This window comes from Ruegeria sp. BE1 (genome assembly GCF_056538885.1).
In genome coordinates this window covers 38,496-55,339 of the sequence record NZ_JBQFTY010000008.1, presented here as the reverse complement: position 1 = coordinate 55,339, position 16,844 = coordinate 38,496, and the positions used below count along the sequence as shown (strand labels likewise).

Annotated in this window: 12 protein-coding genes; 11 read left to right on the top strand and 1 reads right to left on the bottom strand. The window is 58.3% G+C overall.

The window, feature by feature from the left end; translation table 11 throughout:
• Nucleotides 1-148: 148 nt before the first annotated feature.
• Nucleotides 149-6,283, top strand: coding sequence for a hypothetical protein (locus tag ACR0J5_RS19035; RefSeq protein ID WP_480656203.1), 6,135 nt, complete (start codon nucleotides 149-151; stop codon nucleotides 6,281-6,283).
• A 110-nt stretch (nucleotides 6,284-6,393) separates the two neighbouring features.
• On the opposite strand, the gene ACR0J5_RS19030 is transcribed toward ACR0J5_RS19035, so the two are convergent.
• A complete protein-coding gene (locus tag ACR0J5_RS19030) occupies nucleotides 6,394-7,020 on the bottom strand; it encodes a TetR/AcrR family transcriptional regulator (protein WP_480656201.1) in 627 nt (208 codons plus the stop codon).
• Nucleotides 7,021-7,147: 127 nt separating this feature from the next.
• On the opposite strand from ACR0J5_RS19030, the gene ACR0J5_RS19025 reads away from it, so the two are divergent.
• The 10 genes from ACR0J5_RS19025 to ACR0J5_RS18980 all read left to right on the top strand — a co-directional run bounded on the left by ACR0J5_RS19025 (nucleotide 7,148) and on the right by ACR0J5_RS18980 (nucleotide 16,831).
• Complete coding sequence (locus ACR0J5_RS19025) at nucleotides 7,148-8,200, top strand: ABC transporter substrate-binding protein (RefSeq protein WP_480656199.1); 1,053 nt, start codon at nucleotides 7,148-7,150, stop codon at nucleotides 8,198-8,200.
• A gap of 2 nt (nucleotides 8,201-8,202) precedes the next feature.
• Complete coding sequence (locus tag ACR0J5_RS19020; RefSeq protein ID WP_480656197.1) at nucleotides 8,203-9,048, top strand: ABC transporter permease; 846 nt, start codon at nucleotides 8,203-8,205, stop codon at nucleotides 9,046-9,048.
• Nucleotides 9,045-9,818, top strand: a complete 774-nt coding sequence (locus ACR0J5_RS19015) for an ABC transporter permease (RefSeq protein ID WP_480656195.1) — start codon at nucleotides 9,045-9,047, stop codon at nucleotides 9,816-9,818. Before ACR0J5_RS19020 ends, ACR0J5_RS19015 begins: the two co-directional genes overlap by 4 nt.
• Entirely contained in the window at nucleotides 9,815-10,864 is a 1,050-nt protein-coding gene (locus ACR0J5_RS19010; RefSeq protein WP_480656193.1) for an ABC transporter ATP-binding protein, read from the top strand. Before ACR0J5_RS19015 ends, ACR0J5_RS19010 begins: the two co-directional genes overlap by 4 nt.
• Nucleotides 10,864-11,595, top strand: a complete 732-nt coding sequence (locus ACR0J5_RS19005; protein WP_480656191.1) for an MBL fold metallo-hydrolase — start codon at nucleotides 10,864-10,866, stop codon at nucleotides 11,593-11,595. Before ACR0J5_RS19010 ends, ACR0J5_RS19005 begins: the two co-directional genes overlap by 1 nt.
• Nucleotides 11,595-12,626 carry an alcohol dehydrogenase catalytic domain-containing protein gene (locus tag ACR0J5_RS19000; RefSeq protein ID WP_480656189.1) on the top strand — a complete coding sequence of 344 codons (1,032 nt, stop codon included), beginning with the start codon at nucleotides 11,595-11,597 and terminating at the stop codon, nucleotides 12,624-12,626. The genes ACR0J5_RS19005 and ACR0J5_RS19000 overlap by 1 nt, the downstream gene beginning before the upstream one ends.
• 105 nt (nucleotides 12,627-12,731) lie before the next feature.
• The gene (iolG, locus tag ACR0J5_RS18995) at nucleotides 12,732-13,730 is read left to right on the top strand and encodes an inositol 2-dehydrogenase (protein WP_480656187.1); all 999 of its coding nucleotides are present in this window, start codon (nucleotides 12,732-12,734) and stop codon (nucleotides 13,728-13,730) included.
• Between the two features lie 136 nt (nucleotides 13,731-13,866).
• The gene (locus ACR0J5_RS18990) at nucleotides 13,867-14,808 is read left to right on the top strand and encodes a sugar ABC transporter substrate-binding protein (protein WP_480656185.1); all 942 of its coding nucleotides are present in this window, start codon (nucleotides 13,867-13,869) and stop codon (nucleotides 14,806-14,808) included.
• A 78-nt stretch (nucleotides 14,809-14,886) separates the two neighbouring features.
• Entirely contained in the window at nucleotides 14,887-16,011 is a 1,125-nt protein-coding gene (locus tag ACR0J5_RS18985) for an ABC transporter permease (protein WP_480656183.1), read from the top strand.
• Between the two features lies 1 nt (nucleotide 16,012).
• Nucleotides 16,013-16,831, top strand: a complete 819-nt coding sequence (locus tag ACR0J5_RS18980; protein ID WP_480656181.1) for an ATP-binding cassette domain-containing protein — start codon at nucleotides 16,013-16,015, stop codon at nucleotides 16,829-16,831.
• Nucleotides 16,832-16,844: the final 13 nt, after the last annotated feature.

Sequence of the window (16,844 nt, the reverse complement as noted above, 5' to 3'; positions counted from 1 at the left end):
TCGCGTTGCAGTTGCGCAACCCAAGCATGCCCAAAGCGTGCGCAGGGTACAGATGTGCTGGTCATTCAACGCGGCATCGCGAACAAGTGAAGACCAGACGGTCTGAACTAAAAACCGTCCAAATAAAAAGACGTCAAAGGGGTCGAAGGTGAATACGGTGCTAAAACAACATCGCGCGCAGGCGCAGGTGGCCAAAGGTGGTCGGCTGGTTAAATGGAAGGGCACGGTTGCCAGTATCGCTCCTTCGGTCTTTGCGGTGTCGTTTTCCGGACTGGCAACACTCGGGTCCGGGGCCTTGGCGCAAACGGTTGTGTCCTCTCCGCAGGTGACGGCGGTTCAAATAACGACCGACGAAGACCTGACGATCACTGCAACCGGCGCGGTCAATACGGCGACAACGAATACACCTACGGTCACCATTGTGCCGGATTACTCCAGCACCCTGACCAACGATGGCACGATTTCGAATACACTGACGGCCTTTCCCTCAGGCACCACAGCGCACCAGACAAGCGCGACCGCAGTTCTGCTGAACGGCGATGTCACATCGACCGGGCAGATTGTGAACAACGGCACCATCCTGGTCAGCGTCGATCGCGGCACGTCGGTCACCGACCTTGTTGCCAATGGCGTGCACGGCGTTGGGGCATTGGCTGGCAGTTTTTCAAATACCGGCACCGTGACAGTCGACATCAACGCAGGTTCAGACCCGATTGCGGCAAACGGGGTGCAATTCGAGCAGGGCATTGCGTCAACCGGCAGCTTCTCCAACTCGGGGGTTATTTCGGTCCAATCCGATTTCGGCTCCTATTTCTCAACTGTCGAAACACACGGTGTGCTGCTGGGCGGGGATGCTGAAACCACGTTGCAAAACTCGGGCACGATCAGTGTTTCTTCGGTCAATGCCTACACGCAATCGGCAGCGGGTGTTTTGGTCGAAGGCGCTCTGACCGGCGGAATTGAGAATTCGGGCACTGTCGAGGCGTCGGTCGACATGTTTGCGGTCAGGGCCACGGCGACGGGCTTTGCGGTGGCGGATCTTGTGACAGGTGATGTAGACCAGAGAGGCGACCTCACAGTCCAGGCGCAAGGCCATACGCGGGGGACGGCCTATGGCTATCACTTTCAAAACGGGCTGAACGGAAACTTCAGCAACAGCGGCTCCATCACGGCTGAGGCGCAATCCGAAACCGGTGAGATGAACGTGGCCGGTTTGTACATTACCGGAAACACGGTTGGAAACATTACAAATTCGGGCACCCTGACCGCGTCAGCCAGCGGCAGTGTCGTGCAGGCTGCAGCGGGCTATCTGCTGGATGGGACCTTGGACGGAAATTTCCAAAACACCGGCAGCATTCAGGTCACGAGTGTCTCTGACCGGGACAACTCGTCGCCCTATTCTGCTTATGCTCTGTCTGTCGGTGGCGACATGACCGGCAATATTGAAAACTCGGGCACGATCGCCATCGACGCAAGTGCAAATACTATTGTTCGCGCTGGTGGGTTCAACGTGGCGGGCGATTTGGACGGAAGCTTTACAAACAGCGGCACGATCACGGTTGATGCAACGTCGGATGACAGCACCGTGTTTGGCTATGGTCTGAATGTGCGCGGGGCGGTTTCGGGGGATGTGGCGAACTCGGGCACCATCACTCTGACCACAGAAGACGCTTCTTATGGTGGTGAGCTTGTTGGGATCAACATCACAGGCAACCTGGGCGGCGGTGTGTCCAATGACGCCGCGATTTCGGCCATCGCAGCGGGTGATGACGCGTTTCTGACCGCTGCGGGAATTCGTATCGGCGGCGATGTCGCCGGACCGATAGCAAACAGCGGAACAATCAACGCCGAAGTAAATACAGGTGACGACATCGGTCGCGCCTATGCGGTCTTGGTCGAGGGCGACGTGGGCGGCCCAATCACCAATGAAGGCGGAACGTTGCGGGCTGTGGTAAGTGGTGGAACGGATGTGTCCGTCGCCGCAATCCGGGTCGAAGGCGCACTGAACGGAGCTCTGATCAATAGCGGTACGATCATTGCCTCGACAACGAATTCAACCGACAGTGTGTTTGCCGCAGGGATTCAGATAGAACAGGGCATCACGGGGGATTTCCAAACAACGGGGACTTTGACAGTCACGGCGATCGGCTCTTCTGCGGCGTCGGCTTTTGGATCGTTCATTTCAAATGGTGCAGATGGCAGCTATTCGAATGCAGGAACCGTGTCGGTTGTGGCGCAATCGGGTGCGGGGTCGGATGCCAAAGCGGCGGTACACTTGGTAGAAGGCGGCATGACCGGCGGGCTTTCGACCGCCGCCACCATGACCGTCGCGGTCAACGCGTCCTCAGCCGCAGATGCGGATGGCATTTGTGTCAGCGGAAGTCTTACGGGCAATATCACGCACTCGGGCAGCCTCGTTGTTACCGGGGTGAGTGATCTGACCGAAGCCGATGCTGACGGATTTTATGTCAGCGGCGGCATGAATGGCGGTTTCCTGAACTCTGGCAGCATTATGGTCAGCGCTGAAAGCAACTCGGGCGAAGCAGATGCGGACGCCCTCTATATCAGCAGCGGGTTGACCGGGGATATCGCGAACCAGGGCGCAGTTACGGTCAAAGCCAACGGATCGTCCGAGGTAGATGCCAACGCCTTTTATGTATCCAGCGGGTTCCAGGGCAATTTCAGCAACGCGGCAAATGTCTCGTTGACGGCCAATGGCGGCAGCGAAGTTTCGGCAGAGGCGCTGCATGTCGCCGGAGGCATGACGGGTGCCATTGCGAACTCTGCCGCCGTGACCGTAGTGGCAACAGGTACAACCGAGGTGCGCGCGGACGGATTTGACATCAGCAGCGGCCTGATGGGGTCCGTCTCGAACACCGGTACGATTGCCGTAAGTGCATCGGGTACAAACGAAGTTTCGGCCAAGGGCATAGATATTGCCGGCGGTTTGATAGGTGATCTGGATAACCAAGGCGCCATTACCGCGCAGGCTGAGGCGGGCGGGTCCAGCGCCCTTGCAATCGGCCTCGACATCACCAGCGGCATGACAGGGAACATCACCAATTCAGGTCATATCGGGGCCAAAGCCGACGCTGCGGCAGACCCGGCAGATGCGGCTGGCATAAACGTCGGAGGCGGACTGACCGGCGATTTTAGGAACGCAGGTACCGTTGTGGTTAACGCCCAAGGTGGTTCCGATAACACGGATGCAGATGCGTTTTATGTCAGCGGGGGCATGACCGGGACTATTACAAATTCCAATATGGTGACCGTAAACGCCATGGGACTGTCTTCGGTCGATGCCGACGCATTCTATGTCAGCAGCGGTTTGACTGGAAATTTCCTGAATTCCGGTACCATCACCGTATCGGCAGAAAGTGACCTGAGCGAAGCCGATGCTGATGGATTCTACGTCAGCAGCGGTATGGCCGGAAATGTCACGAATAGCGGGACGGTAACAATCAGATCGGTGAGCAGCACTTTGGCAGAAGCCGATGCCTTTAACATTTCAAGCGGGTTCGAGGGAATGTTTGCAAATGCCGGCACGATATCCGTTGCCGCCGAAGCGGGTTTTAGCCGGGCGTCTGCCGAAGCCCTGCATGTCGCCGGTGGGATGGATGGAAACCTCATGAACTCAGGCACTGTCACCGTTGTTGCGACAGGGTCCTCAGAGGCGCGTGCCGATGGGTTTGACGTCAGTGGCGGTCTGACAGGTACGGTCACGAATACCGGTTCTATCACCGTACAGGTGTCAGGTGCGAACGATGCTTCTGTCAATGGTATCGACATTGCGGGCGGGCTGACAGGCGATCTTGGAAACGCGGGCAGTATTAAGGTCCGCGCCGACGCCAGCGGCACCAGCGCTCGGGCAAACGGTGTCGATATCACAAGCGGCCTGACGGGCAGCATCACCAATACCGGCAGCATCATGGCCATCGCGCATGCAGGGTCGGATACTGCCGATGCCGCAGGATACCGCATAGGCGGCGGCCTCAATGGCAACGTCTCCAACAGCGGTTCGATCCAGGTTGCGGCCGTTTCTTCGTCGGTTGCGTATGCCTATGGCATGGCCTCGCTCTCCGACATGACTGGCCAGATTCTCAACGAGGGCGTGGTTTCTGTATCCGCGGTCGGAGTGGACACGGCAGAGGCTGCAGGTTTTCGTGTCGACGGCATGTTCTTGGGAGCATTTGTGAATTCGGGCGCGATTTCCGTTGTGACGCAAAGTACAGCGAATGACGCGCTTGGCTATGGTGTTTCGGTGGTGTCGGGTCTGGACGGGGATATCGTCAACTCGGGCGTGATCTCAGTTCAGGGTGTCGGCGCGACCCGGGCGACTGTTGCAGGGGTCTACGTCAATCGGGAATGGACCGGCGCATTCACTAACTCTGGAACGATCCACGCCGTGGCGGATGCAGGGACCGAGCAGGCCGTCGCCTATGGCCTGCTGACGCGAATCGATCAGGTGAATGCGGACATCACGAATTCCGGCTCGGTCCTGGTGCAGGCCAGTTCTGATGATGAATATGCCCATGGGTTTGGGGTGTATTTTGGCCACGAAGACGCGAACAGCAGCCTCAGCAATACCGGTTCTATGAGCGTTCAGACCGATGCGCGGGAACAGGCCCGCGCCGCCGCGATCTATGCCGAAGACGGGCTGACGGGCGATGTCCGAAACGGGGGGGAAATCGCGGTTCGGGCCAATTCATCGACCTCTGATGCGCAGGCTTATGGCCTGTACGTCGCAGGTGGCACCAGCGGTCTGGTGCAAAACGATGGCGGCATCGTGGCTTTTGCCCAGGGCGCCGAAAGCGCGCGGGCGCAGGCCGTTTCATTGTATGATACGATGGCGGGCAATGTGTCCAACACAGGCTCTGTCACGGCAACAGCGGCGCTTGTCAACGCTACATCCAGCGCCGGCGGAATGGCCGCCGGGTTTTACATTGAGGATATGCAAGGCAGTTTCGCCAACAGCGGTGTCATTCAGGCAACCGCGACAGGCGGGGATATGGTTAATGCCTATGGGCTGTACTTCGAAAATTTCGACGGTGAAATCACCGCTGTCGGTGACATATCGGCGATGTCTGCCTCAGGCGATGCCTATGCGATCTATCTTGGAACGGGCAATGGCACGCTGAACGTTGTCAGCACCGATAGGGTCGGCGGGCTGATCCGTGTGCAGGACCATAACGTCAATCTGGATGCCAATGGCGGCAGTGCGATCTTTCGGTTCGAAGATGCAGCGGCCGGGTCCGGTGCGTTCAACACCACGGTTTCGGACGGGCGCTCGGCCTGGTTTGTTCAGGACGAAGGCGGCGCGGCACCTGTCTATGCCAGTGTTGATGCCTCGGAACTGCTGAATGCGGCCGAACTGACGGCTTTTTATGGTGGAGCCGTCAACGGATCGGTCAATGCGTTGACCTATGATCGTCAGGCGCAGGTCACGCGTAGCTCAGCAACGGGGCGGGTGTCAGCGGTGTCCTTTGGACCATTCCGCCCGTATGTGATGATCGACGGCGCGTCGCGGCAGTTCGAAAACGATGCAGGCACAGATACTGATGTTGCATTGTTCAATGGCAGCGTGGGGTATTCCGGGCAGTTGGACAATGGCGTGTCACTTGCCCTGGGTTTGGGCGTGTTCCGGTCAGACGGAGACACGGATACCACAAGCTTCGATACTGATGGCGTCTATCTGGATGCCTCTGTCGGCCGCCAATTCGGCCTGACGACGGTTGAAGCGGGCGTGGGTTTCGGCTGGATGTCGACCGACCGGTCCCGTCAAATCACCGGCAGTGCCGATGCTGAGGGAGAATACGATAGCACATTGATTACCGCCTATCTGGGGGTAGAGCGGCCATTTGACGTCAGCAATGCTGTCTCGCTGATTGGTTTTGGTGACCTGCGGTACACCAGTCAGATGGATGACGGCTATACCGAAAGCGGCTCTGCCGCGAATGCCACGGTCGGGGACAGCACGACCGAAGTGATCGAGGCGCGCCTTGGCGTTGATTTGGAAAGGGAAATCGGCACTGGTGGCGTTTTGATCGGTCAGGTGTCCGGTGTCGTGCGGCGCGAATTGGGTGAGACTGACGCCGATATCACGGTATTCTCTTCAACCCAGAGCCTGTCTTTTGCCTCAAACGACTTCAGCGGGGGCAGCGTTCTGATCGGTTATGAGCACGAGTTTGCGCCTGACATGCTGTTCCGGGCCAATGCCGAACAGGAAATCGGCGGGGGGGCGCAGGGGCCGAACTTTCAGGCAGGGATACGCTGGTCGTTCTGATCTTGTCCCGCTGCCCGCTTTTGGCGATAAAACCTGTAAGCGCCATCATCGCCAGATCGCGGCGATGATGGCCGACAGGCTCAGTCCCTTCTTTCCGCTCAACGGGTTGATCACTCGATCGACTGCTCGGCGATCAGATGCGCCACGGGTAAAATCTGGCCAGCAACCTGATCCTTCAGCTGGAGCAGGGTCATTTCATCCGTTTTGACGAATTCTATGAACACCTGATTCAGAACGTTGAAGATCAGCGCGCCCAAATCAGACGGGACCAAGCCTTTGCGCACCTGTCCGCGCTGTTGCAAAACCGCGATCAGCTCGGTCACTTGCGCTGCCAGCCGCCGATCCTGTTCCGCGTAACGGCGGCCTCGGGGGGTGTCGGGGTACTCGATAGAAAGGGCAATCGCGGTGCGCCACATCTCTTTGGACAGATATTCCAGCGAATGGTCGTAATACTGATGGATGAGCGCGAGGAGGGCCTCTTCGACGCGCGCCGGCGGTTCGTCCAGAATGGGGGCGCCGGCGGCGATGACCTCTTCGACCTCCATCGCGACGGTTGCGATCAGAATGTCGCCCTTGGTTTCATAGTAATTATAGACCGTGCCAACCGACACTTCGGCCATTTCCGCCAGATCCTCGATTCGAACGGATCGGTATCCATGTGTCCGAAACTTTGCAGATGCGGCTTCAAGGATTCGACGTTCTCGCGCCGCTTTCTGCCGCTCTCTTAATCCTGCCATGGGGAAATCCGACCTCGTTTGGCGTAAAAACAAATTTAGAGTTGACTATAAAGGTGAGGCTGTTCAAGTTTTTTCTGACAGACCCACTGAAAAACCGGGCGACCCGAAATCAACAGGAGATGAACGAATGCAAACCAGACGGATAATCCTTGGTGTATCGGCACTGGCTCTGATGGCTGGTCACGCCTGGGCTGAGGGCGAATTGAATGCGCTGGTGTGGTGCGACCACACGGACCCCGCACTGATTGAACCTTTTGAGGCGGAACATAACGTCAAGGTCAATCTGCGCGAATATGAGGGGACCGGCGCGGCACTGGCGCTGCTGGAACAGTCCCGGCCCGGCGACTGGGACGTGCTGGTGGTCGATGGGATCGACGTTTTCCGCGCGGTCGAGGCCGGTGTGCTGGCCCCATTGCCCGAGGGCGCAATTTCCACTGCCGACTACTTCCCCGAGGTGGTCATGGCGGAAAACAACACCATCGACGGCGTGACCTATGCCGTTACCGAGAAATTCGGCTACAACACGATCTCGTACAATTCCAGCAAGGTCGATCCTGCGGATATGGAAAGCCTCGCCAGCGTCTGGTCCGAGAAATACGATGGCCGCATCTCGATCTATGACTACTATCTGCCTGTCATGGGTCTGGCCGCAATCGCCGACGGGATTGCGACCGACGCTATAGGCGCGGGCGATCTGGCGAAAATCGGAGACGTCCTGTCCACCATGCGCAGCCGCGCGGCATCGGTCGCGGGGGTTGTTGCCGCGCAAACGGCTCTGGCCACCGGCGAGGTCGATATCGTTGTCGGCGGAGGCGAATGGCTGACAGCGGTGCTGGCATCGGAACAGCCAGAACTGACCTGGACCATCCCAAAAGAAGGCGCTGTGCGGTGGGCCCAGTCCATCGGCGTTGTCGAGGGGGCGGAAAACCCTGATCTGGCGGTTGAGTTCATCAAATACATCACCAGCCCCGAAGGGCAGGCGCGTCTGGCGACATCGTCCTGCTTTTGGGGTATGCCCGCAAACGCCAAGGCCGGGGATGTTCTGACGGATGAGCAGAAAAAAATCCTGCGCTGGGATCAGCAGCCTGATTACCTGTCCCTCACACAGCTGTACCCGGCGCCGGACGCCGATCTGGACATCGAAATGCAGGATCTGTGGCTGGAAACTCTGCAACAGTGACCATGCCCAAAGATCAGTTTCGGGGCTGGGGCTTTGTCACCCCGGCCCTGCTTTGGACGGTTGCCTTTTTCGTGGTGCCCTTTCTGGTGATGGGCGCCATGAGCTTTGCGTCGCTCGAAGGGCGAACGCTTGTCTGGGACCTGTCACTTGCGAACTATGCCAAGCTGTTTGAGAAAGCCTATTTGTGGCGTGCGATAATCGTTTCGCTTGAGATCACACTGACCGTCACAGCCATCTCGGTTATTCTGGCCTATCCACTGGCGTGGGTCATTGCCTTTCGCGTGCCGGAACGGTGGCAGCGGCTGGCCCTGTTGCTGGCGATATTGCCGTTTTGGACATCTTACGTCGTCCGGTCCTATGCTTGGTTGCTGGTTCTGGCCCGCGAAGGTGTGGTCAACGAAACCCTTCTCTGGATCGGGTTGATCGCTGAACCGATGACTCTGGCGAACACACGCTTTGCCACCATCACCGGGTTCGTGCATTTCTTCGTGATGCTGTTGACGCTGACGATCTATGCAAACCTGATCCAGCTGTCGCCAAACTATCGCAAGGCCGCGATGGATTTGGGCGCGAACGCATTTCAGACGTTCCGCCATGTGATCCTGCCCCTGACCCTGCCGGGCATCGTAACCGGTGCTTTTCTGACATTTGTGCTGTGTATCGGGGATTACGTGACCCCACAGATACTGGGCGGCAATACCGAGTTGACGGTGCCCCAGATCATAATGGTTCAACTAGGCCGGCGCGCTGATTTCCCACTGGCCTCGGCCCTCGCAATCGTGCTGATGAGCATCGTAGCACTGGCCTACCTCCTGTCAGCAAAATGGCTGAGGATCGACCGTCTATGATGCGTGTTCTGCCCTGGCTTTACCTGATTGTGGCCTTTGTCTTCATCTACCTGCCGGTCGGCGTTTTGGTGTTGTTTTCGCTGCAGGACGGCACGCTGCCGGTGCCGCCGTTCAACGGCCCGTCGTTCAAATGGTACCAGACGATATTGGGGGATGAGGATCTGATGGCCGCTCTGCGCAACTCGCTGATCGTGGCGTTCGGGTCATCTGCCGTTGCCGTGACCTTGGGCTTTTTGGCAGCTTATGGGTTGGCGCGGCACATGTTGCCTGGATCGGCGTTGATCCGGGGGCTGCTGATTGCTCCTTTGACGGTCAGCTATCTGATCGTCGGGCTGGGGCTGCTGATCGTTTTGACGCGCACGGGGCTTGGCATTTCGCTATGGACGGCAGCCATCGGGCATGTCGTCATCAACCTGCCGCTGGCCTTTGCGATCATCTATGCCTCGATGGGGGCGCAGCAACAGAACGCCGAGCGCGCCGCCCGGGATTTGGGCGCGTCCGAACCACAGGTTATCATGCTTGTGACCGTTCCAATGCTGCTGCCGTCGATTGCGGCGGCGTATTTTCTGTCAGTTACGCTAAGTTGGGATGAGTTCATCATCTCATTCCTTCTGACGCGCTTTGATGTGACCCTGCCGGTTGAAATCTGGTCGCTGCTCAGATCGGGCCTGTCGCCGCAACTGAACGCAATCGGCAGTTTCGTGTTCCTTATCTCGGTGGCTGTTGTCCTGTTGCTGGAACTCACCATCTTTCGGAAAGGCCGCCAATGACTGCGTCGGTAACGTTCTCGGGTCTCAACCATCGGTTTGGGCAGTTTCAGGCGCTGTCGGATATCGACCTGCAGATCAAGGCGGGTGAGTATGTTACGCTGCTGGGTCCGTCCGGTTGCGGCAAAACCACCTTGCTGTCCATTCTGGGCGGGTTTCTGGAACCAACCCAGGGCCGCGTCCTGATCGGGGGGCAGGACATGACCCGGGTCGCGCCGGTCAAACGCCCGACGACAACGGTGTTCCAGGATTACGCCCTGTTCCCCCATATGTCCCTGCGCGACAATGTGGGCTTTGGCCTGCGTATGGGGGGTATGGGCCGGAAAGACCGCCACGCCCGCGCCGAACAGATGCTGGAACTTGTGGCCCTGAAAGACGCCGCCCACAAACGTCCCCACGCATTGTCCGGTGGTCAGCGTCAGCGCGTTGCACTGGCGCGGGCCTTGGCTGTGAATCCCGATGTCTTGCTTTTGGACGAGCCGTTGGGGGCGCTGGACCTCAAGCTGCGGCGCTCGATGCAGGATGAGCTCAAGAGCATTCAAAGGCAGATCGGCACAACCTTTGTCCATGTCACCCATGATCAGGAGGAAGCCATGGCCATAGCCGACCGGATTGTCGTCATGAGCAAGGGTCGCATCGAAGATCACGGAACACCGGACCGGGTGTACCGGCATCCTGCCACGCTGTTCACCGCTGATTTCATGGGGGAAAACAACCACATCACAGGGAAAAAAGCAGCAGATGGCGTGACCACCCCCTTTGGTTTTTTGCCCGGGGAAAATGTCCCCGCATCACCCACCGTCGCAATCTGTCTGAGACCCGAGGACATTCGTGCCGATGATCAGGGGTCGTTCCAGATGGGTCCGGCCACAATAACCTCAGCCGCGTTTTTCGGAACCTATTGCCGGGTCCATTTCGCACCCGAGCGCGCGCCGGACCTCAGCCTGACAGCTTATTTGGAACCGGATCGCCCCTGGACGCAAGGCGACACCGTCCACCTTTCAGCTGAGGTCGAAAACGTCCGTCTGTTTGAACCGGAGGAGATCTGATGCAGCGCGCGCAACCGCAAGACTGGTACAGAACCACACGCAAGGGTCAGGATGTGACCCTGATTGATGAGCCGTTCATCACGCCTTTTTATCGGTGCAACATGTGGCATGTGCGCGGACGGGATCGCGATATGCTGGTGGACAGCGGTATGGGTGTTGTATCGCTGCGGACATGGGTGCCGCTGGTGACCGAGCGGGCTTTGACCGCGGTGGCAAGCCATACGCATTTCGACCATATCGGATGTCATCATGAGTTCGAAGACCGCGCGGTGCATAGGGATGAGGCCGATATTCTGGCCGATCCGACCCGTGTGTCCACTCTGGCCGATCCTTACGTGACAGATGACATCTTTGACCGTTTGCCACCCGCGCCGTACCGCTCCGACAGCTATGCTGTCACTGGCGCAAAGGCGACGCGCCTGCTGGATGATGGCGATATCGTTGATCTGGGGGATCGTCATTTCGAGGTCATTCACACGCCGGGTCACTCTCCGGGCGGTATCGCCTTGTGGGAGGCGGCAACCGGCATCCTGTTTTCCGGCGACATTGTTTATGATGGTGAGCTGATCGAAGACACGTATCACAGCAATGCAGAGGATTATTACCGGTCCATGGTGCGTCTGTACGATCTGCCGGTTCAAACGGTTCACGGCGGCCATTTCCCAAGCTACGGCCACGATCGCCACCGCGCGATCATTCGGGCGTGGCTGGATGGTAAGGAGACGGCCTAATGGCGGATCTGCCAGAGGTAATGAAAGCGGCGGTTTGTACCGGCCCCGGGGCTCCTTTGATTGTCAAAGAGGTGCCGCTGCCGCGGATCGGGCCGGATCAACTTTTGGTCAGGCTGGAAAGCTGTGGCGTCTGCCACACCGATTTGCATTTGCGCGATGGCGGTCTGCCGGATGATGCCTATCCCAGAATTCTGGGGCATGAGGGCATCGGACGGGTCGTCGCAACAGGCGCAGGAGTGCGGAATGCGCCCGGGATCGGCGCGCGTGTCGGATTACCTTGGCTCTTTGAGACATGTCTTGACTGTAAGCCTTGCAGAACGGGGCTTGAGAATTATTGCAGCACGCAACAGGCACGCGGCGTTGCGCAAAACGGTGCCTTTGCCGAATATGCCGTGCTGAATGCGCGCTTTGCCTGCGAAATTCCCGGTGCAATCGACCCCGTCAAAGGCGCGCCGCTGTTATGCGCGGGTCTGACTGCTTGGAGTGCGCTGGGGCGGTCAAAGCTGGAAGCCGGGCAAAACGTGCTGGTCATCGGGGCCGGAGGGTTGGGGCAATACGCTATACTGATTGCAAAAGCCCGGGGCGCGCAGGTGATCGTTGTGGATCAGGATCCCGCCAAGCTGGACATCGCCACTGGTCTTGGGGCCGATTGCGCTATTCTTGCGCGGCCAGAGGCCGGAAAAGCCGTCCGTAAGGCGGGCGGTGCGGATGTCACGCTGAACTTCGCGCCCTCTCCCAAAGTGTGGGAGACGATCCAGAACGCGGTAAATCCGCTGAGTGACATTGTGGCAATCGCGCTGGTGGATGAGCCGGTGGACCTGTCGATGCTCTGGTTGATTGATGGTGGACACCGGGTGTTTGGCTCGTCGGTCGGAACGCGACAGGATCTGGTGGATTTTCTGCAATTCGCGGCGCGTCATCCTTTGAATGTCGATGTTGAAACGCTGCCGTTGGACGCGGTCAACACGGCGCTTGACCGCTTGCGGGCCGGGGACGTAACCGGCAGGCTGTGTATTGACTTTGGCCTATAGCGGGTCAGCGCGAATGAGCTGATTTCCGGCGCGCTCAGAAAAAACTTGCAACCGGTTGCAAAACTGGTGATTGTGTCCCCGAAACCGTGGATTCGAGGGTGACCAATGCTCAGGATAGGATTGCTAGGCGCTGGACGAATTGGTCGTGTGCATGCCAAAGCGATTTCCGCGCATCCTCAAACTAAACTGACAGCAGTGTCGGACGCGCTTGCCGATGCGGCAGAGAATGTAGCGGCCGAGTTTGGCGCGCGGGCGGCAAGTTCCGATGAGATCATCGCCGATGCGTCGATTGATGCAGTTTTGATTGCAACGCCCACGGACACGCATTCCGACCTGATCGAGAAGGCAACCCAGGCGGGCAAGGCTGTGCTTTGCGAAAAACCCGTCGATCTGGACCTTGAACGCGCAAAAATCTGCCAAAAGACGGCTGAGGCGACGGGTAAGCCCGTAATGGTGGGCTTTAATCGCCGGTTTGACCCCAATTTTCAAACGCTCAAATCGGCCTATGCTGCGGGTGATGTTGGCGGGGCCGAGCTGTTGTCGATCACGTCCTTCGATCCCGCGCCGCCCCCGGTCAGTTATGTCAAGGTTTCGGGCGGTCTGTTTCGGGATATGATGATTCACGACTTTGACATGGCGAGTTTTTTGACCGGGCAGGTGCCCGTTGAGATACACGCCGTTGGAACCTCGGTTATCGATCCCGAAATCGGGCGAGCCGGAGACTATGATACCGCCGTTGTTACAATGACTTATGCAGATAACAGCATCGCGGTCATCAAAAACTCGCGCCGTGCGGCCTATGGGTATGATCAGCGGGTTGAACTGCTTGGGTCCAAGGGGCTTTTGCAGGCGCAAAACGTTCTGGAACATTCGGTCGTGACCTCGACAGCCAGCGGAGTGACAGGGGCGAAACCGACATATTTTTTCCTCGAACGCTATATGAATGCCTATCGGGCTGAATGGGCTGCGTTTGTTGAGGCTCTGCAAACGGACACTGAGATGCCCGTGACACTGCGGGATGGCGTTGCCGCCCTTGCAATGGCCGAGGCGGCGACACGGTCCGCGCGCACAGGTCGCCCCGTTGCGATGGAGGAGGTTTTTTGAAACCGGTTGCAAAATTGCTGGATATCCGGAAACTGGAACAATTCCGGTCGCTGATCGGGGCACAGGAGAATCGGTTGAGCCGAAAGACAGGGCGCAACTGGCATAAAGACTAACTTTTCTATTGGGAGGAATGGAAATGAATAAGTTCGTAAAAGGGGTGTTGATGGCCAGCGCCGTCGCATTTGCCGGTGTCACCGGTGCGGCGGCCGAGGGTGAAAAGTACATTCTGGTCAGCCACGCCCCCGACAGTGACAGCTGGTGGAACACCATCAAGAACGGTATTGCCCTCGCAGGTGACCAGATGGGCGTCGAAGTTGAATACCGCAACCCACCTACTGGCGACTTGGCCGACATGGCGCGGATTATCGATCAGGCCGCTGCCTCGGGTCCGAATGGGATCATTACTACGCTGGCTGATCCCGACATTCTGGAAGGTCCGATCAGGGCCGCCGTGGATTCAGGAATCGACGTGATCATCATGAATACCGGCACGCCGGAAAAGGCGCGCGAAGTGGGTGCGCTGATGTATGTGGGTCAGCCCGAATATGACGCTGGTTACGCCGCCGGTCTGCGGGCGAAGGGCGACGGGGTCGGCTCGTTCCTGTGTGTGAACCACTATATCGTGCAGCCTTCCAGCCAGGAACGGTGTCAGGGCTTTGCCGACGGTCTGGGTGTGGAATTGGGCGAGCAGATGATCGACGCTGGTCAGGACCCGGCCGAGATCAAGAACCGCGTTCTGGCCTATCTGTCAGCCAACCCCGATACGGATGCCGTTCTGACCCTGGGGCCGACCTCGGCTGATCCGACCATTCTGGCGCTGGAAGAGAACGGCATGGCCGGTGACATCTATTTCGGCACCTTCGATCTGGGTGGTGAAATCGTCAAAGGTATCAAAAGCGGCGTGATCCAGTGGGGCATCGACCAGCAGCCGTTCCTGCAGGCCTATCTGCCGGTTGTCGTGATGGCCAATTACCACCGCTATGGCGTTCTGCCGGGCAACAACATCAACTCGGGCCCCGGTTTCGTGACCGCAGACGGGCTGGAGAAAATCGAAGAATTCGCGGGCGAATACCGCTGATCTTCTGATCGGTGCGGGCGCCGAGTTTGCGTCCGCACCCCATAATCTAAGCATTCTATAGCGCGAGGGGAGGCACCCATGGCTGAATCAGCGCAATCCGCAGCGGGCGGCGACGAACGGGTCAAAGAGATCTCACCGTTGCGCCAGGCCCTGATCCGTCCTGAACTGGGCGGCATGGTCGGCACAGTCGCCGTGTTCACATTCTTTCTGCTGTTCGCCTTTGACAGCGGCATGTTCAACGCGCAGGGCGTGATGAACTGGTCGATTGTCTCGGCCCAGTTCATGATCATTGCCGTAGGCGCCTGCCTGCTGATGATCGCGGGTGAGTTCGATCTGTCCGTCGGTTCGATGATCGGCTTTGCGGGGATGATGATTGCGATTTTTTCAGTCACGCTCAGCTGGCCGGTCTGGATGGCGATCATTGTGACCTTTGCGCTATGTGTCTCAATCGGTGCGGTGAACGGCTACATCGTTGTGCGCACCGGATTGCCCAGCTTTATCGTGACGCTGGCCTTTCTGTTCATCCTGCGCGGCTTCACCATCTACCTACCCCAAACCATCGAACGCAAAACCATCATCGGCGGTATCCGTGATGTGGCCGAAGGCGACTGGCTGGCTTCGGTCTTTGGCGGCAAAGTCGGGCAGGGGCTGTTTGTCTGGCTGGGTGACGCGGGCATAATCGAGACCTTTGAACGCGGCACGCGCGCGGGTCAGCCTGTGGTGGATGGCATTCCGATGCTGATCATCTGGGCGATTGTCATCATCATCTTCGGCCACGTGCTGTTGACCAAGACCAAGTTCGGCAACTGGATTTTCGCTGCCGGCGGTGATGCCGAAGCGGCGCGGAATTCAGGCGTTCCGGTGAACCGGGTCAAAATCCTGATGTTCATGTTCACTGCCTTCTGCGCCACGGTTTTCGCTACCTGTCAGGTGATGGAGTTCGGCTCGGCTGGGGCAGATCGCGGCTTGCTGAAGGAATTTGAGGCGATCATCGCCGTGGTCATTGGTGGCGCGCTGCTGACTGGCGGCTATGGCTCGGTTCTGGGCGCGGCCCTGGGGGCATTGATCTTTGGCGTGGTGCAGCAGGGGCTGTTCTTTGCGGGGGTTGAAAGCTCACTCTTCCGGGTGTTTTTGGGTGTGATCCTTCTGGGTGCGGTGATCCTGAACACCTATATCCGCCGCATCATCACAGGAGAGCGCTGAGATGACCGAAGATACCAAATTCCATCACGGCGACGCGCAGGAACAGGCTCCGATCATTCGGATGGTAGATATCCAGAAACACTTTGGCTCGGTGATCGCCTTGGCCGGGGTCAGCTTTGATCTGAAGCCGGGTGAGTGTCATTGCCTGCTAGGCGACAATGGTGCGGGAAAATCGACCTTTATCAAAACCATGTCGGGGGTGCACAAACCAACGGCGGGTCAGATCTTTTTCGAAGACAAACCAATGCATTTCGAAGATCCGCGCGACGCGATTGCGGCGGGGATTGCGACAGTGCACCAGCATCTGGCCATGATCCCGCTGATGAGCGTGAGCCGCAATTTTTTCATGGGCAATGAGCCGACGAAAAAGGTCGCCGGGGTCAGCTTCTTCGACAAGAAACTGGCCGATGAAATCACCATGGAAGAGATGCGCAAAATGGGCATCAACTTGCGGGGCCCCGATCAGGCCGTAGGCACCTTGTCAGGGGGTGAACGCCAGACGGTCGCCATCGCCCGTGCGGTGCATTTTGGCGCGAAGATTCTGATCTTGGACGAGCCGACCTCGGCCCTTGGGGTGCGTCAGACCTCAAACGTTCTGGCGACCATCGACAAGGTGCGCAGTCAGGGGGTTGGCGTGGTCTTTATCAGCCACAATGTGCGACACGCGCTGGCCGTGGGGGATCGGTTTACCGTGTTGAACAGGGGACAGACCCTTGGCACTGCAAAACGCGGTGAAATCTCGCCCGAAGAACTGCAGGACCTCATGGCTGGTGGACAGGAACTGGCCCAACTGGAAGGGTCGCTGGGCGGAACCGTTTGACACGGCCCCGTCA